This is a genomic window from Pedobacter sp. Hv1, assembly GCF_001412215.1.
In the GTDB taxonomy this organism is placed as follows: Bacteria; Bacteroidota; Bacteroidia; order Sphingobacteriales; family Sphingobacteriaceae; genus Pedobacter.
The window spans coordinates 401,818-419,018 of the sequence record NZ_LLWP01000005.1 but is presented as its reverse complement, the minus strand read 5'-3'; the positions used below and the strand labels follow the sequence as shown (position 1 = coordinate 419,018).

The window sequence follows — 17,201 nt, the reverse complement described above, 5'->3', positions numbered from 1 at the left end:
CTTATTTGCTTAGTTTTTTTATCGGTTTGAGCAGCAGTTTTTTAAATTCTACTTCCGAGCCTTCTGCCTGTAAAGCAATTTGTCCTTTATCAACTGTACAATCGTAACCTTCGTTTACCATAACACCATTTACCCAAACTTTGACCGTTTTGTTTAAACATTCAATCACCATGGTATTCCATTCGCCCAATGGTTTTTCTGAACCATCAGTTAAGTTTTTTATTCTCCGTAGTTTATTGCCATTTACACCCCAGTTGGCTTTTGGGCCTCGTCTAGCTTCCATATCTGGTACAGTAATGTCTTCTTCAATGCACCAGAAATCGCCAGCATCCTGGTGTTGCATTTGTACTTCTAGCGATTTAGGGAACATGCCATACAATGCCCTAGGTGTAGAAGCATGAACCAGCACACCACAGTTGCCCGGTTTACCAGCAAATCTATATTCAACTTCTAAACGGTAATTCTGATAAACAGCATCGGTAATGAGGTGTCCTCTCGGATCGCCTAAGCTTACCAATAGGCCATTACGTACTATAAAAGGGTTTGGGGCATTGGCATTTTTGTCCATATCAGGTACATCAGCATGCCAGCCTTTTAAAGATTTACCATCAAACAAACTTTTTTGTTGTGCCATTAACGGCTTAATAAAACATAAAGAGAAGAGGAGTGCAATTGCAAATAGTGTAATTTTTTTCATTTGGATAGGTTTAATTTAGGTCTATCTCAAATATAATCATCTTAAACTAAAAAAGCCATCCTGAATATTCGGGATGGCTTATATTTTATCGATTAAATAAGGCTTAATCTTCTACGGTTTCGTTGTTGATGCCTACTTCGTCTTTTACTTCTTCTTTAAAATATCTTTTTTGGAAGATCAAGATCATAATTACCCCAACAGAAATGGCAGTATCTGCGATGTTAAACACCGGACGGAAAAACTCAAATTGTTCTCCACCCCAAATTGGCAACCACGATGGGAATACTCCTTTTAAAATCGGGAAGTAAAGCATATCTACCACACGACCATGAAATAAGGTTTCGTATTTAAAGATGACACCATAAAAAACAGAGTCGATAATGTTACCTAAAGCACCAGAAAAAATCAAAGCAACATTTAAGATCAGGCCACGGTGGTATTTACGTTTGATCATGTAATGTAGACCATAACCTATACCAGCCACTGCAATTACCCTAAATAGAGACAAAGCCAGTTTGCCAAATTCGCCACCAAACTCTAGGCCAAAGGCCATTCCGTTGTTTTCTGTAAAATGGATAATGAACCAATCGCCCAAGATCTTAAACTCTTGGCCAAGGAACATATTGGTCTTGATCCAGATTTTTAAAACCTGATCTGCCAACAATACTAAAAATATAAGTAGTAAGGGTTTAGTATATCCTTTCATTAACCTTGTTTCAATTTAGCTTCCATACTTAACGTAGCATGCGGTACCGCTCGCAAACGCTCTTTTTGGATCAGTTTTCCAGTTTCTCTGCAAATACCGTAGGTTTTATTTTCAATACGAACCAAAGCAGCCTCTAAGTTGTCGATGAATTTTTTCTGACGGGCAGCCAATTGGTTAATTTGTTCTTTTTCTAAGGTAGCAGAACCATCTTCTAAAGTTTTATAGGCACCAGAAGTATCTTCTGTACCATTAGAATTAGGATTGCTTAGTGAAGAAGTTAAGGAAAGAAGTTCTTCTCTAGAGCTTCTCAATTTATCCTGGATCAGCTCTTTAAACTCTTGTAGTTCGCTATCTGAATAGCGGGTTTTCTCAGTTTTTTCCATATTAATTTATTGTTTGGCAATTAAGATTTGTAGTTCAACATCTTCAATTACTATTTTGTTTCCATTAGTTATGTCTGCTGCTAATATAATATCGTCAGCTAATATTTCTGCGCAAATGTAGGCTTTGTTCTGATTTACTGCATCTGCTATTACATTATCGTTTTGTAAATTTACACTAATGCGATCGGTAACTTCAAAATTTAATTCTTTTCTTAAGTTTTGGATGCGATTAATTAACTCACGCGATAATCCTTCTCGTTTCAGTTCTGGGGTAATGCTTACATCCAAGGCCACTGTTAAACTACCAAGGTTAGTTACCTGCCAACCTGGAATATCTTCTGCAATAATTTCTACATCAGCAAGCAAGATCGAATAGGCGGTATTAGGGATAGCAATTGTGCCTTCTCTTTCAAATTGAGCCAAATCTTCTTGCGACATGTTATTGATGGCCTCGGTAACCAATTTCATGTCTTTTCCAACTTTGGCGCCTAATGCCTTAAAGTTCGGTTTTACCTTTTTCTTGATAAACCCGGCAGTATCTTTAATGAAATCGACTTCTTTAATGTTGGTTTCTGATAAGATCAAATCTTTTACCAATTCAACTTTTACTTGGAAAGTATCATCCAATACTGGGATCAATACTTTTGCCAATGGCTGACGAACATTGATGCCCATTTTTTTACGAAGTGACAATACCATCGAAGAAATGTTTTGGGCCAATTCCATCCGCTCGTTCAATTGTTGATCGATCAAGCTGGTGTCAACCTCATTCCAGATAGTTAAGTGTACCGATTCTGCATGTTGACCAGGTGTAGCTTCACTTAAGTTTTTGTACAACCAATCGGCAAAGAACGGAGCAACTGGGCTCATCAATTGCGATATGGTCATTAAACAAGTAAACAAAGTTTCGTAAGCAGCCTTTTTATCTTCGGTCATTTCTCCTTTCCAGAAGCGACGACGAGATAAGCGGATGTACCAATTGCTCAAATGCTCGTCTACAAAAGTTTGGATTGCTCTAGCCGCTTTAGTGGGTTCATAAGCATTGTAACTTTCATCAACTTCTGCAATTAAGGTTTGCAGCAACGATAAGATCCAACGGTCAAGCTCACTGCGTTTGTCAACAGGAGTTTGGTTGTTCAGATCGATCTCAAATTTATCTATGTTTGCGTATAAGGCAAAGAAAGAGTACGTGTTGTATAAGGTGCCAAAAAACTTGCGACGCACTTCGTCCAAACCTTCTAAACTAAATTTCAGGTTGTCCCAAGGTGAAGCATTGCTGATCATGTACCAGCGGGTAGCATCGGCACTATAAGTATCTATGGTAGAAAAAGGATCAACAGCATTGCCCAAACGTTTAGACATTTTGTTGCCGTTTTTATCTAATACCAATCCATTAGAAACTACATTTTTATAGGCTACACCTAAGTTGTTGACGTGTTTGTTGATGGCTTTGATCTCGTCGCTGCTCTCGCTTAACATTACCGCAATGGCATGTAAAGTAAAGAACCAACCACGGGTTTGATCTACACCTTCGGCAATAAAATCGGCAGGGTAGGCATTCTCAAATTCTTCTTTGTTCTCAAAAGGAAAGTGCCATTGTGCATAAGGCATCGCACCACTGTCAAACCAAACATCAATCAGGTCTAGTTCTCTGGTCATTTTTTCGCCTTTGGCCGATACCAAGATCACATCATCTACATATGGACGGTGCATGTCTTTAAGCTCAAAACCTGCAGGCATGAAACCAACCTCGATCGCTTTTTGGATTTCTGCATTCAATTCTGCTATAGAACCAATACATTTTTCTTCCAAGCCATCGGCAGTGCGCCAAATTGGTAAAGGCGTACCCCAGTAACGTGAGCGTGATAAATTCCAGTCAACCAAGTTCTCCAACCAATTGCCAAAACGACCTGTTCCGGTAGCTTCTGGTTTCCAGTTGATGGTTTTGTTCAGCTCTACCATTTTTTCTTTAACGGCTGTAGTTTTAATAAACCAACTGTCTAAAGGATAATATAAAACTGGTTTATCTGTACGCCAGCAATGTGGGTAGCTGTGTACGTATTTCTCTACCTTAAAGGCTTTATTCTCTTCTTTTAAAAGGATGGCAATTTCAACATCTACAGATTTCTCTGGTGCTTCGCCATCGTTATAATATTCATTTTTAACGTATTTACCACCCAAATCTCCACCTAAAGTGGTAATGAATTGTCCGTGTAGATCTACCAATGGTACCGCATTACCTTTGTCGTCTAGAACGAGCATTGGTGGTACTTCTGGTGTAGCTAATTTAGCTACACGAGCATCGTCTGCACCAAAAGTAGGTGCCGTGTGCACTATACCCGTACCATCTTCGGTGGTTACAAAATCGCCACTAATTACCCTAAAGGCATGCTCCGGATTTTGATATGGGGTAGCCCAAGCCAATAACTGCTCATATTTGATGCCCACTAAATCTGCACCTACAAACTCGGTTAAAATGCGATAAGGTATTTTTTTGTCCTCAGCTTTGTAATTGCTAAAATCAGCATCGCTTTCGGCTAAGAAAAATTTACCTGCAAACTGTTTGCCTACTAAGGCTTTGGCCAATATTACTTGGGTAGGCTCAAATGTATATTGGTTAAATGTTTGAACTAAAACATAATCAATTTTTGGCCCAACTGTTAATGCGGTATTACTTGGTAAAGTCCAAGGGGTAGTGGTCCAAGCCAAAAAGCTTACTTCTCCATAACTGTTTAAAAATGAAGGTAAAGTTGATGGAATGGCCTTAAATTGTGCCACAATGGTGGTGTCACTTACATCGCGATAAGTGCCTGGTTGGTTCAGTTCGTGCGAACTTAAACCTGTTCCGGCCGCAGGCGAATAAGGTTGTATGGTATAGCCTTTGTATAGTAATCCTTTGTCGTAGAACGATTTTAAGATCCACCACAAAGTTTCAATGTATTCGTTATGGTAGGTGACATATGGTTTTTGCAGATCAACCCAATAACCCATTTTTTCGGTCAGGTCATTCCATACGTCTGTATAACGCATTACCTCTTCCTTACAAGCCGAATTGTAGGCTTCAACAGAGATTTTTCTGCCAATGTCGTCTTTGGTAATGCCTAATTTTTTCTCTACAGCAAGCTCAATAGGAAGACCATGGGTATCCCATCCACCCTTGCGTTTAACTTGGTAACCTTTAAGGGTTTTGTAGCGACAAAAAATGTCTTTAATAGCACGAGCCATTACATGGTGAATACCAGGCATGCCATTTGCCGAAGGCGGTCCCTCATAAAAAGTAAAAGGCTTGGCTTTTGAACGTGTACTAATGCTTTTTTCAAAGATGTTTTCCGCTTTCCAAAAATCTAGTATCTCTTTTCCTATTTTAGCTAATTCTAACTGTTTAAATTCCCTATACATCAATCAAGTATCTTCAAAAATTAAAGGATGCAAAGTTACAGTTTTAGAATGAATTATGGTAGTTTTGTGCGATTTTGTTTTATGGAAAAGTTACTGAAAATTGGACTGATATTTATGATTGCTGCGGTGGTATTAATGCCTGTGGCTATTTTGCTTAAAAATGATCATGGTGCGTTAACAATGGGGCTTTTGATTTTTACCATGTTGTTAGAACTAATTGGTTTAATTTTTGTTATCATCAGTATAATTAAACGAAGAAAAATCTAAAGCTCAAAGTCATGATCAAAGTATTGAAATTACGGAAGGCTGTTATTGCCATTTTTTTAGGAATTGTAGCCTTAATTGCCGCCCGAATAATGTATAGTAACAAGTTAGCCGGCAGCGATGTTGTGCTTGGTATTTCGGGTGTACTTTTAATTGTGGGTGCACTACTGTTTCTTTACCCCATCTTGTTTGCCAAAAAAGTAGATCGTGAAGGCGCAAAGGTAGAGTTAAAGCCCATTGGCGAAGAGCCTGTAAACGATGAGCATGTAGCTTAGTTGCTATTACTTTCTCCAGTTTTCTTTAGTCAGCTCGAATTTAATTTCGTCTTTGCCATGCATGCCAATTTCTTGCCAACCTAATGTTCTATAAAACTGTTCTGCCCTAGTGCCGGGCGATGTGCCTAGCCAAATCCGTTCTCTCTGCTGATCGAAATACCAATCTAACATCAATTGATGGAGCTTTTTGCCAATGCCTTGTTTCGCAAATTGCGGATCGACAAATAAGGCCCAAACATTATCTTCCTTTAAGTCGGCAATAGCAAAACCTACAATCTGATGGTTGATTTCGCATACCCAACCTTTACCTCTTTCCATTAAAAATTCTTCGCAATCTCGATCTGTTACCAAACTAGGGTCTGATAAGGTATTTTCTTTAACCGAATTTCTAACCACCTGAATTTGTTTAATGTCTAGTACCTCTGCTACTCTAAAAATCATTTTGATAAAGTTAAAAGTGAAAGATACGGATCTCCTTCTAATTTTAAAAGGTGTGCAAATGCTGGCTCGGTTTTATAGCCCTGTAGTTTTAGATTGATAATTTCTAGCCTAAATTCTTCCCCTTTTTCGGCTAAAATCTGTTGTTCAATTAAAAGGTGCCGAAAGGCATTTTGTTGTTTGCTAGGAATACGCTGTCCAAATAGTTCTATTTCAAAACCATCAATTTTAAAGTTGGCGATAATCGTTTCTTCTCCATTGATGATCGTTTCCCGAAGTTGATATTCCTCTTCAGCTGCAAAAGATTTTTGAACTTGGGCAATGAAATCTTCCTTATTGGTCCAATAACAGCTAATGTCCAAATCGCTAGATGGAATGTCGATATTAATGGGGATAGTACCCGTTAAAATTGGTTGGAAGGCGATAAGTTTTTCAAAAATTGCATGTTTAGTTAACACGTGGTGTGCCAATTGTTGTCTTTCGGTGCCATTCTTTAAATAACCAATATCCTCAAAATCAATCATGGTTTAATGGTCAATCTGTTCCATATTTTTGGCAACCTCTTCGGCAGAAATCAATTTTCTGGTTTTCTTTTTATCTAACCAAAGCATCAATGCTGGTAACAAAGTAAGGTTAAATACCAAGGCCACAATCAAGGTAATGGATAGCAATAATCCCAAAACTACAGTGCCACCAAAGGTTGAAGCCGTAAATATGCCAAAGCCAAAAAATAAGATCAAGGCAATGTGGGTCATGCTTACCCCAGTTTCTCTAATGGTATCAGAAACTACTTTAGTTACGCTATAATTGGTTAGGGTTAGTTCTTGTTGGTACCTGGTTAAAAAGTAAATGGTTTGGTCTGAAGCCAAGCCAAAGGCAATGGTGAAAATTAAAATGGTAGACGGTTTTAAGGCAATGTTAAAGAAACCCATCAAGCCAGCGGTAATCACCAAAGGTACAATGTTTGGCAGTAGCGAAATAAACATGATTCCCAAACTTTTAAATTGAGCTAACCTTAAAAGTGAGATCAAAACGATGGCCAATCCAATGCTTTCAAATAGATGTCGTAACAAATAATCGGTTCCCTTAGAGAAAATAATGCTCGATCCAGTTAAGGTTACATCAAATCGTTTAGGTGTTAAAATGGAGTCGATACGTGGTTTGAGTTCAAGCAATAACGCATCTAAACGTTTGGAGCCTACATCGGCCATTTGAAAACTGATTCTGGCGGTTTGTTTATCCTTATCTACAAAATTGGTTAACATATTGCCATTTCCTTTTCCAGAGTTGGCAGCATAAGCCAGAATGAAATTTTTCTCAATGTCTGTAGGTAGACGGTAGAAGGCAGAATCGCCATTATAAAATGCTTGCGAAGCATATTTTAAACCAGTGTTTAAAGATATAGAACGAGAAAACTCCGGGTAATCGGCAATCATCCGTTCCATTTTATCAATTTTATTGAGCGTAGAAATGCTTAAAATTCCGTTTTTACGTTTGGTGTCTACGCTGATCTCCAGTGGTAAAATCCCTTCAAAATTCTTTTCAAAAAACTTAAGATCGGTTAAGATTTGTGAGTTTTTAGGAAGATCGTCAACCACATAGCCGTTGATGTTTATTTTATAGATGCCAATAAAAGAAATGATGGTTAAAATGATAGTGGCGATATAGATCAACACACTTTTTTGCTGAACCAATGCATCAGTTTTTGCCAATAGATGGTCTAAAAAGTTAGGCACATGTGGTGTATTGGCTTTGCCTTTTGGTATCGGTAAATAACTAAAAATAATAGGGATGAGGCAAAGGCACATTAACCAGGTAAACATTACGTTTAATGCAGCTACACTTCCAAACTGCATGAGCAGCTCACTTCCGGTAAAATACAGTACGCCAAACCCAATGGCTGCGGTTACATTGGCAATTAAAGTGGTAACAGCTATTCTTTCAATGGTAATGCTCATGGCTTTTTCCTTATCGCCATGTTTTTTAAGTTCGTTATGGTATTTGTTTAACAGCAGGATACTGTTCGGAATACCAATAATTACAATTAATGGCGGAATTAGTCCAGTTAAAATGGTAATCTCGTAACCAAATAATACCAGGGTACCTATGCTCCAGATTACACCCATTATTACCACCAATATGGGAAAAAATACGGCGTAAAAACTTCTGAAAAAGATGAGCAAGATTAAAGCAGAAACTAAAATAGACAAGCCTAAAAACAAAACAAACTCATTAGATACCAACTTGCTTGTTGCTGTTCTGATAAAGGGCAGCCCAGATAGATGTACGTGTAGGCCAGTACTTTTGCTAAAAGCCTCAGCTTTGGCTTCAATCTCTTTTAAAATAGGATTTCTATTAACAGAATTTAATATTTTTGGGTCGAAAGTAATGGCCATTAAAGTAGCATTACTTGTTTTGTTGAACAACAAACCACTATAAAAAGGCATGCCAAAAATGCGGTTCTTTAATGAGTCCATTGCAGCATCGTTTTTAACCAAACCACTTGGAATTGGGCTCACTACAAATTTCTGATTGACGGTGTCTTTTTGGAGATCGAATAATTTGCCAATAGACAATACGCCTTTGATCCCATTCAGCTTTTGAATATCATCAGATAGCTGTACCCATTTATTGTAGGTATCTTTTTGATAAATATTGGGGCTTTGAACGCCCAATACCATTACACTTCCGTCTTCGCCAAACTGTTTTTTAAAAGCGTTGTATTTGATAAAAACAGAATCGGTAAGGGGCAGAATTTTACTTCCCGAATAGGAAAGTTTTAGATTTCGGGCATGCCAGGCCATGAAAACTGTAGCGATCAGGAAGAAAAGGATAAGTAGAATTCTATTTTGAAGTATAGCTTTAGAAAGTTTAGCCCACATAATCAACTGCGTTTTTAAAAAAGTAAAGAAAGTATAAAAATGGCTGAATACAAAATCTACAGATCTATTTAATGGTAAATTAACAGTAGAAACCCTTTATTGTTTGAACTATGGATAGCTAATCTATCTTTTTTGATGTATTTTAGCCTAGCAATGAAAAGATTTTTAAATGGCTTTGTTTATGCATTTAACGGATTAGTCTACACATTCCGTACACAGCTCAATTTTAAAATTCATTGTATTTCGGCTGTATTGGTTGTTTTATTGGGCTTATATGCAAAATTGACTTGTGCCGAGTGGTTATGGATAGCCTTGGCAATTGCCATGGTATTGATACTTGAATTAATTAACACAGCCATTGAAATTCTAGTAGACCTAGTTTCGCCTCAAAAACAAGCAAAGGCAGGTTTGATCAAAGATGTGGCAGCGGCAGCGGTTTTGGTTGCAGCTTTTTTAGCGTTAGCCATTGCATTGTTTATTTTTGTGCCAAAGTTCATTTAACAAATGTTACATAAAATTAGAGGGATTGTTTTAAAAACGACACTGTATAGCGAAAGCAGTGTAATTGTTCAGGTATTTACCGATAAATTCGGGATCCAATCTTACCTGATCAATGGCGTTAAAAAAGCGAAAGCCAAAATACCAATGAACGTGCTGCAGCCATTACATTTATTGGATATGGTAGTGTATCATAAAATCAATACACAAATTCAACGGGTAGCAGAAGCTCGTCCCTTACCTGTTTTTCGTTCTATCCCTTATCATGTGGTGAAGAATACCATTGTACAATTTTTAAATGAAGTATTGTATAAAAGTATCCGCCAGCAGCATACAGATGAGAATTTATTTGATTTCATTTACAATGCCATCAGTTGGTTTGATGAAACAGACGAGCCTAGTGTGAATTTTCATTTGGCCTTTTTGTTAAAACTTTCTCGGTTTTTAGGTTTTGCACCTCGTGCCCAAACTAGAAATGACCAAAAATATTTCGATTTACAGGAGGGAGATTTTACTTCGGTGATGCCGATCCACCCACATTTTATAGAAAAAACACTTGCAGATTATTTTTTGTTGCTATTTAGTACGCCATTTGAAAAATTAATTGAAATAAAATTAGCCAATCAAACCAGACGGTTAATTTTGGATAAAATATTGGTTTACTATACTTTACATACAGCATCTTTCGGGCAAATCAAGTCTCATCAAATCCTTGAAGATGTACTTTCATAAAAAAAGTGAAATTTTTTTTGCAAAACAAATAGAAGACACTATATTTGCAATCCCAAAACGAAGGAACATTTATTAAGTTTTAACGTTAAGGAAACCAAAAGGGAAATTAGCTCAGCTGGTTCAGAGCACCTCGTTTACACCGAGGGGGTCGGGGGTTCGAACCCCTCATTTCCCACCAAAAGCCTCAGAGAAATCTGGGGCTTTTTTGTTGGTGCTATCCAGCTAAAAATCAATCGATTTTTAGGTCAACCTATTTTAAGACTAGTCTATCTAAAAAAAAATCAGCTATTATTTTTTTCTGTTTAAAGTATTGGCAAATGATAAAGGGCTTAAACCCGTTTGCTTTTTGAATACCGCAAAGAATGAACTCTTTGATGAAAATCCTGCTTCATAACCTAAGGCTTCTATGGTAGTTTGCTGAAAATTGGCTTTGCTCCTTAACTGATCTTTGATGAAATTAATGCGATAGGTATTGATGAAGTCGGTGAAATTCTGTTGATAATGTTCGTTAATGAGTGAGGACAATTGGTGTGTGCTGAGATTGAGCTGAGCTGCAATCGCATTTAAGCTTATTTTTTTCTGCTGAAAGATCTTGTCCTCTTTCATCGCCTTTGTTAAGACGTGGAGTTGATGTTTGGTAGCAGCACTAAACTCTTCTTGAAGCTGATGTGTTTTTTTGGTGTTGAGTAAGGTTTGCAACTTAATATCTAAGAAATTAGCCGCCAATTGAATAGGGACTCTATTATGGTGGTTAGGTAAAATTTTGAGGTAATAGGCATATTTTTCCTTTGCTGTACCCATTTTATTAATTACTGCTCGCTCGTGCGCATTTTTATAGTGATTTTCTAAGATTTTGCGTACCACGATGTTCATTTCTGGGAAAAGCTCAAAAAAGCGGAGAATATCAACTACTGAGATCCCAATTAATAAACAGTCTTCTTCTGCAACCATGTTTTCGCCAGCAGGCCCTAGGCCATACATGCCAGAAATAGGAGAGATGAGTTCGCCACTAACGGTAATGAAAGTGATGAGCTTTTTAAGTCCTTTGCGCCGATAGCCACTCACAATGCCCTGTACCAAAAAATAAATCTGATGGCATGCTTCTTCTTGTCTCATCAGGTATTCGCCCTGTTTAAGCACTAGGTTAAAAGCACTTTGTGTAAATGCTTCTTTTAATGGGGTACTTAATGGATGGTAATGGGATAATGCTGCCAGAACTTGGGTTATTACCTGAGGTTCTGGTTTTGATAGAGGAGTGTGCGTCATACAGATTGGACCAAGATATAGTTTTCAGTGTGTTAATCAATCCAAATTTATAAGATTGGAGTGATTCGGTAAAATAAAATAGGCGATTTATGAGTTGCAACATTAATTTTGTTGATAAATATATCCCAGTTTTAGTAGCTAACTACATCAAAATATTTATTATAATTTATCGCTCCAGGCCTTCCGTAATCGGAAGGCTTTTTTATGTCCAATATTTTTTGGAAAAATATCTTAATCCAATTTGAATTCTATCTAAATTGGATTTTTTTTTCTATTTTTAATTACTATGAATAACAAAATACATTTTTTAATACTTGGTTTAGCATTTTTTGGAATTGAAACTTTAGCACAGCAAAAATTTATCGGTTATCAACAACAAATAGAAGGTACAAAGCTTTCTTTCGAGATGCAGGCCGTACCTGCTGGCGATTTTTTGATGGGCAGTAAGAACGGCAATCCAGACGAAATCCCCATACACAAAGTAAAACTAGATCCTTTTTGGATGAGCAAGTTTGAAGTAATATGGGATATTTATGAACCATTTCTTTATAAAGATTACGAGGTAAATAACAGCACAGCTAAAGTATCTACACAAGTGGATGCGGTAACCAGGCCAACCAAACCATACTTAGATATGACTTTTGGCATGGGTAAGCAAAATTATCCTGCCTTAGCCATGACCCAGTATAATGCCATTCAATTTTGTAAATGGTTATATGCCCGTACAGGGGTTTTTTATCGCTTACCCACCGAAGCAGAATGGGAATATGCCTGCAGGGCAGGAAGCAAAGAAGAATACGCTTTTGGTAATGATCCAAGCAAATTAGGCGATTATGCCTGGTACAATGGAAATAGCGAAAAGAAAACACATCAAGTTGGCCAGAAAAAACCAAATGCTTTTGGTTTGTATGATATGCATGGCAATGTGGCCGAGTGGACCTACGACCAGTACAAGCCAGATTTTTATGCAAGTTTAAGTAAAACAGATGCTAAAAATCCAATAGCAGTGGCTGATAAGTTATACCCTTTGGTAGTACGGGGAGGTTCTTATGAAGATGGTGCAAAAGATCTTCGTTCTGCGGCGAGAAGAGCTTCCGAGCCAGCTTGGAAACAAATCGATCCTCAAATTCCGAAAAGCAATTGGTGGTTTCCAGAAGCACCTTTTATTGGAATTAGATTGGTGAGGCCCTTAAACACACCTTCAAAAGAACAGATAGACGCCTATTACAATAAACCCCCTATTGCCGACTACTAAAATCAATTAAATAAAAAAACCTATATAAACTAACCTTTGAAAAACATGAAAGAAACATTAAATGAACGCAGAGAATTTTTAAAAGCATCTGCGCTAGTAGCAGGTGGGGTAATGATGAGTGGCTATGCTTGGGCAAGCAGTCCCATTTCTTCTGTAGATGATACCATTAAAATAGCCTTGATTGGTTGTGGAGATAGAGGTACAGGAGCAGCTTATCAGGCATTGAGTACCAAATTTAACTTGAAGCTGGTAGCCATGGCCGATGCTTTTCAAGATCGTATAGAGAGCAGCTATAATATCTTGGTCGATAAGTTTAAAGGAAAAGTAGACGTGCCAAAAGATCGTCAATTTGTTGGTTTTGATGCTTATCAAAAAGCAATTGCCTTAGCAGATGTGGTTTTATTGGTTACTCCTCCGGGCTTTAGACCAATGCACTTTGAAGAAGCCATTAAACAAGGCAAGCATGTGTTTATGGAAAAACCTGTAGCGGTTGATTCACCAGGGATCAGAAAAGTTTTGGCCGCTGCCGAACTGGCCAAACAAAAGAAATTAAATGTAGTGGTTGGTTTACAACGCAGATACCAAACCAATTATAGAGAAACATTGAAAAGAATTCAGGATGGTGCAATAGGTGATGTTGTTTCTGGCCAAGTATATTGGAACAGTGGTGGCGTTTGGGTAAAACCACGTGTGGCTACTCAAACAGAAATGGAATACCAAATGCGCAACTGGTATTATTTCAACTGGTTATGTGGTGATCATATTGTAGAACAACATGTACATAATATAGATATTGCCAATTGGGTAAAAAATGCCTATCCAGTTTCTATTCAGGGTACAGGAAGCAGGGCATGGAGAACCGGAAAAGATTATGGAGAGATTTACGACAACCATGCAGTAGAATTGACCTATGCTGATGGTTCTGTCATTTACAGTCAATGCCGTCACTTTGAGGGTACCAGCAACAGGGTTGATGAAACTTTTCAAGGTACAAAAGGCAGGGTTTATCTTTCAGCAAATAATAGTGGTATTTTATGGGACCATCAAGGAAAGGAGATCTTTAACCATGATAGAAAGGGGAATGCCAACCCTTACCAAACAGAACACGATGAATTATTTGAAGCCATTAGTAAAAGAGAATATAAGTTTTGGGATGCTGAACGTGCCGCAAAAAGCTGCTTTACAGCCATAGTTGGACGTTATGCAACTTATTCTGGCGAAGTAATTAAATGGGATGATGCACTTAAAGCAGAGAATAGTCTTTTACCAGCCAAACTAAGTTGGGATGCCATGCCTAAAGTTTTACCAGATGCCAATGGATTATATCCTGTTGCCATGCCTGGAAAAACAAAAGCATTGTCTTAAGATTTAAATGCAGGCTACTTTAAAGTACTTAGGGGTTGTATTATCCTTTATTTGTTGCTTGGTAATTCATCAATCACAATTACGAGAAATTAAAATAAAGGGTTATGCACAGGGCACTACCTATGCGGTAAACTATTTTGCAACAGATAGTTTAGTAACCAAAGGGCAAATAGATAGTATTTTAAAGGTGATTGATTTATCGATGTCGCTATATCAAAGCAATTCGACCATTAATAAGTTTAATCAATCTGAAAATGGTTTGGCCATCGATGAACATTTTGCTGCGGTAGTTAAAAGAGCCTTTGAGATCAATAAAGATACTCAAGGGCTCTTTGATGTTACAGTAGCCCCATTGGTGCAGTTGTGGGGTTTTGGGCCCAAAAAAATCAATGTTTTTCCAGATAGTGCAACAATAGAGAAGGTACTGCCCTGCATTGGAATGGATAAAATTGAAATCAAAAACTCATTTCTGTACAAACATAAACCCTGTGTGAATATAGATCTAAATGGTATTGCACAGGGCTATTCAGTAGATGTATTAGCCAATTTCCTTTTGCAAAAAGGCATTAAAATATTTATTGTAGAGGTTGGAGGAGAGTTGAGGGCAAGTGGACCAAAACCTGATGGTACAGAGATGAAAATTGGAATTGAAGGGCCAAACGAAGGTCAAGCCGCAGGTAATTCAATCAAACATGTCATTACATTTAAACAAGGAGCAGTAACCACTTCGGGTAATTATCAAAAGTATTTAAAAATTGGTAACCAAACAGTCTCACATTTAATCAACCCTAAAACTGGATATCCCTTAACCAATGAAATGATCAGTGTAACTGTTTTTGCAAACGATGCAATTACAGCAGATGGTTATGACAATGCTTTAATGGCTATGGACCTAACAGAAGCTTTAAATTTTGTGACCGCTAGGAAAAACTTAGCTGCCTATTTCATTTATAAAAAACCTGATGGTAAAATAGCAGATACGTTAAGCAATGGTTTTAAACAATTGATGATGGATACAAAATAAAAAAGGATTGAAATTACTAATTCCAATCCCCTTAACTCTGTATGTTTGTAGGTTTTTATAAAGCAGTTTCGGTTTTCCAGTCTCCAAATACTCTGTTGGTTATTAATTTGGCTGTACTTGGTGTAATGTCTCCCGCAATTGTAATATAGGCGTCGCTTGCTTTAAAGTTTTTATGATAAAAATCTTGTAGATCTTTAATGGTAATCGAAGCTAAATCTGCTTTGTTACCTGTATAGGTGCTTTTCATTTCATCAAAAGCTTCTTTAGTAATTTCTGGATTAATAAAAGAACTTGATACAAAACTTAAAGTCTGTTCGAAAGCGTTAATGGTAGTGGCAGCATTTGCTTCGTTAAAAGTCATGCTTACACGAGCAACAGGTTTGCCATTTTCTAGCATACCTTCGTTAAATTTAGTTGCTTTGCTGTTCAAAAAGTTTTCTAAAATCTGTGCGGCAACTTTTTGACTATCGTCTGTTTGATTTTCGATAGTTAGGCGAGAATAAATTTTGCCTAAGCCAACATTTTGAGCAACTACTACTGTTAGGCCATTTTTGAGTTTAAAGCTAACAGGTTCTTTCATTGGGCTTTGTGCAAATGAAGTGTTAAAAGAGAATAAAGTGATCAATAAGATCGAGAGTTTGTGGATTTTATTCATGGTTAGAAATTTTGATTTTTAATTTATTATTTGAGTCCAAAGTTACATTGCTAGGTAAAACCATTAAATAGGGTGTAGTTACATGGGCATAAAAACCCGTTAAACAGTCACTTACCTTATTTAAAATTTCAGGCTAACATACGATTTTTAATAATGAACAGATTGAACAAAACTAAAATTACTTATTAGTTAATGTTAGTTTTTATATTGGGGGAGGTTAAAACTACCCATGAACTGCTTAATTATTGATGATAATCAGATTGCGAGACTAACACTGATCCAGCTGTTAGCGCTCGATCCAACTTTGAATCTGATAGGAGAATGCGATAATGCCACAGAGGGTTACCATAAAATTTTAACTAATCCGATAGATCTTTTGCTTTTAGATATAGAAATGCCCGGCATGAGTGGCATTGAGTTGGTAAAAAGCTTAGGGCAAAATCAACCCATGATCATTTTTACAACAGCCAAAAGAGATTATGCCGTTGAAGCTTTCGACCTGAGGGTTGTAGATTTTATCGTAAAACCTGTTTCTCCTGCCAGATTTTTACAATCGATAGAAAAGGCCAAAGAAATTTTAACAACTAAAAAGAATAAGGTAAGTGAAGTGCCTGATGAATTTATCTTTATCAGAGACTCGAATACAGTTCGGAGATTGAAGCTAAACGAAATTTTATTTCTCGAAGCAATGGGTGATTATGTTAAGATAGCAGTGCATGAAAAGATATATTCTATCCATTCCTCTTTAAAATCGGTTGAAGACAAATTGCCCAACCATATTTTTTTGAGGGTTCACCGCTCTTATATTATCAATGTAAGTAAAATAGATACAATAGAGGGTGGCACCTTAATTATAGATAAGAATCTAGTTCCAGTGTCTGATGCCTTTAGGGCTGCACTCAATAAAAGGGTACAAATACTTTAATGTTATTTAAATGGAAAATTCAATGAACAAAGATCAGAATGAATTTGAGTTGCTTGATTTAAGTTACATGAAACAAGTAAGCAGGGGTGATATTGATTATGAAAAAAAGGTAACCAAACTATTCATAGAGATTATTCCAGAAAACTTGGCCAATCTGCAAAGAGATTTCGAGCTTAGGGCCTATCCGGGTATCAAAAAGACATTGCATCACATGCAGTCTAGTATTGCCGTAATGGGCTTGGATAATAAATTAGCCGACTATCTGGATATCGACCTGTATGATCGTGTGAATAGTAGACAAGTAAAGGAAAATATAGATCTGATTGCCGAGATCTGTAATAAAGCAGTAGAAGAGGCTAAACAATACCTGATAGAGTTAAATGAAAATAATTAAATGTTAATTCTTAGGACATATAAAACCGTTTATTTATTTTTAC

At 37.1% G+C, this 17,201-nt stretch carries 18 protein-coding genes and 1 tRNA gene; 10 read left to right on the top strand and 9 right to left on the bottom strand.

Annotated elements, in window-relative coordinates; genetic code table 11:
* Nucleotide 1: 1 nt before the first annotated feature.
* From AQF98_RS13380 to ileS, 4 genes are all read right to left on the bottom strand, one after another.
* Nucleotides 2-697 carry a DUF1080 domain-containing protein gene (locus tag AQF98_RS13380; protein ID WP_055132449.1) on the bottom strand — a complete coding sequence of 232 codons (696 nt, stop codon included), beginning with the start codon at nt 695-697 and terminating at the stop codon, nt 2-4.
* A 103-nt stretch (nt 698-800) separates the two neighbouring features.
* A complete protein-coding gene (locus AQF98_RS13375; RefSeq protein ID WP_055132448.1) occupies nt 801-1,403 on the bottom strand; it encodes a lipoprotein signal peptidase in 603 nt (200 codons plus the stop codon).
* Entirely contained in the window at nt 1,403-1,786 is a 384-nt protein-coding gene (locus AQF98_RS13370; RefSeq protein ID WP_055132447.1) for a TraR/DksA C4-type zinc finger protein, read from the bottom strand. Before AQF98_RS13370 ends, AQF98_RS13375 begins: the two co-directional genes overlap by 1 nt.
* Nucleotides 1,787-1,792: 6 nt before the next feature.
* Nucleotides 1,793-5,185 (bottom strand): isoleucine--tRNA ligase, encoded by a 3,393-nt coding sequence (gene ileS / locus AQF98_RS13365; protein ID WP_055132446.1) that lies wholly within the window; start codon nt 5,183-5,185, stop codon nt 1,793-1,795.
* An 81-nt stretch (nt 5,186-5,266) separates the two neighbouring features.
* On the opposite strand from ileS, the gene AQF98_RS13360 reads away from it, so the two are divergent.
* A complete protein-coding gene (locus AQF98_RS13360; protein WP_055132445.1) occupies nt 5,267-5,452 on the top strand; it encodes a hypothetical protein in 186 nt (61 codons plus the stop codon).
* Between the two features lie 11 nt (nt 5,453-5,463).
* Nucleotides 5,464-5,724, top strand: coding sequence for a hypothetical protein (locus tag AQF98_RS13355; RefSeq protein WP_055132444.1), 261 nt, complete (start codon nt 5,464-5,466; stop codon nt 5,722-5,724).
* A 6-nt stretch (nt 5,725-5,730) separates the two neighbouring features.
* On the opposite strand, the gene AQF98_RS13350 is transcribed toward AQF98_RS13355, so the two are convergent.
* From AQF98_RS13350 to AQF98_RS13340, 3 genes are read right to left on the bottom strand one after another with little or no spacing between them, the layout of a single operon-like run.
* Nucleotides 5,731-6,165 (bottom strand): GNAT family N-acetyltransferase, encoded by a 435-nt coding sequence (locus AQF98_RS13350; protein WP_055132443.1) that lies wholly within the window; start codon nt 6,163-6,165, stop codon nt 5,731-5,733.
* Nucleotides 6,162-6,686: a DUF4269 domain-containing protein gene (locus AQF98_RS13345; protein WP_055132442.1), complete on the bottom strand. Its 525-nt coding sequence runs from the start codon at nt 6,684-6,686 to the stop codon at nt 6,162-6,164. The genes AQF98_RS13350 and AQF98_RS13345 overlap by 4 nt, the downstream gene beginning before the upstream one ends.
* Before the next feature lie 3 nt (nt 6,687-6,689).
* Nucleotides 6,690-9,044 (bottom strand): RND family transporter, encoded by a 2,355-nt coding sequence (locus tag AQF98_RS13340; protein ID WP_235524230.1) that lies wholly within the window; start codon nt 9,042-9,044, stop codon nt 6,690-6,692.
* A 153-nt stretch (nt 9,045-9,197) separates the two neighbouring features.
* Here AQF98_RS13340 and AQF98_RS13335 point away from each other — a divergent pair, with 153 nt between their 5' ends.
* The 3 genes from AQF98_RS13335 (at nt 9,198) to AQF98_RS13325 (ending at nt 10,452) form a co-directional block, all read left to right on the top strand.
* On the top strand, nt 9,198-9,545 hold the full coding sequence (locus AQF98_RS13335) for a diacylglycerol kinase family protein (protein ID WP_055132565.1): 348 nt from the start codon (nt 9,198-9,200) through the stop codon (nt 9,543-9,545).
* A gap of 3 nt (nt 9,546-9,548) precedes the next feature.
* Nucleotides 9,549-10,274, top strand: a complete 726-nt coding sequence (recO, locus tag AQF98_RS13330; RefSeq protein WP_055132441.1) for a DNA repair protein RecO — start codon at nt 9,549-9,551, stop codon at nt 10,272-10,274.
* Between the two features lie 100 nt (nt 10,275-10,374).
* Nucleotides 10,375-10,452 (top strand) — tRNA-Val (locus tag AQF98_RS13325).
* A 110-nt stretch (nt 10,453-10,562) separates the two neighbouring features.
* Here the strand turns inward: AQF98_RS13325 and AQF98_RS13320 are convergent.
* Nucleotides 10,563-11,540, bottom strand: coding sequence for a helix-turn-helix domain-containing protein (locus AQF98_RS13320; RefSeq protein ID WP_055132440.1), 978 nt, complete (start codon nt 11,538-11,540; stop codon nt 10,563-10,565).
* Nucleotides 11,541-11,826: 286 nt separating this feature from the next.
* On the opposite strand from AQF98_RS13320, the gene AQF98_RS13315 reads away from it, so the two are divergent.
* From AQF98_RS13315 to AQF98_RS13305, 3 genes are read left to right on the top strand one after another with little or no spacing between them, the layout of a single operon-like run.
* Entirely contained in the window at nt 11,827-12,795 is a 969-nt protein-coding gene (locus tag AQF98_RS13315; RefSeq protein ID WP_055132439.1) for an SUMF1/EgtB/PvdO family nonheme iron enzyme, read from the top strand.
* A 45-nt stretch (nt 12,796-12,840) separates the two neighbouring features.
* A complete protein-coding gene (locus AQF98_RS13310) occupies nt 12,841-14,160 on the top strand; it encodes a Gfo/Idh/MocA family protein (protein ID WP_200911879.1) in 1,320 nt (439 codons plus the stop codon).
* Nucleotides 14,161-14,167: 7 nt separating this feature from the next.
* Entirely contained in the window at nt 14,168-15,184 is a 1,017-nt protein-coding gene (locus tag AQF98_RS13305; RefSeq protein ID WP_082435054.1) for an FAD:protein FMN transferase, read from the top strand.
* 55 nt (nt 15,185-15,239) lie between these two features.
* On the opposite strand, the gene AQF98_RS13300 is transcribed toward AQF98_RS13305, so the two are convergent.
* Nucleotides 15,240-15,839, bottom strand: coding sequence for an insulinase family protein (locus tag AQF98_RS13300; protein WP_055132437.1), 600 nt, complete (start codon nt 15,837-15,839; stop codon nt 15,240-15,242).
* A gap of 229 nt (nt 15,840-16,068) precedes the next feature.
* Here AQF98_RS13300 and AQF98_RS13295 point away from each other — a divergent pair, with 229 nt between their 5' ends.
* Together AQF98_RS13295 and AQF98_RS13290 are read left to right on the top strand one after the other, a co-directional pair.
* Nucleotides 16,069-16,764, top strand: coding sequence for a LytTR family DNA-binding domain-containing protein (locus tag AQF98_RS13295; protein ID WP_055132436.1), 696 nt, complete (start codon nt 16,069-16,071; stop codon nt 16,762-16,764).
* A 10-nt stretch (nt 16,765-16,774) separates the two neighbouring features.
* Nucleotides 16,775-17,158, top strand: coding sequence for a hypothetical protein (locus AQF98_RS13290; RefSeq protein ID WP_152969712.1), 384 nt, complete (start codon nt 16,775-16,777; stop codon nt 17,156-17,158).
* Nucleotides 17,159-17,201 lie beyond the last annotated feature (43 nt).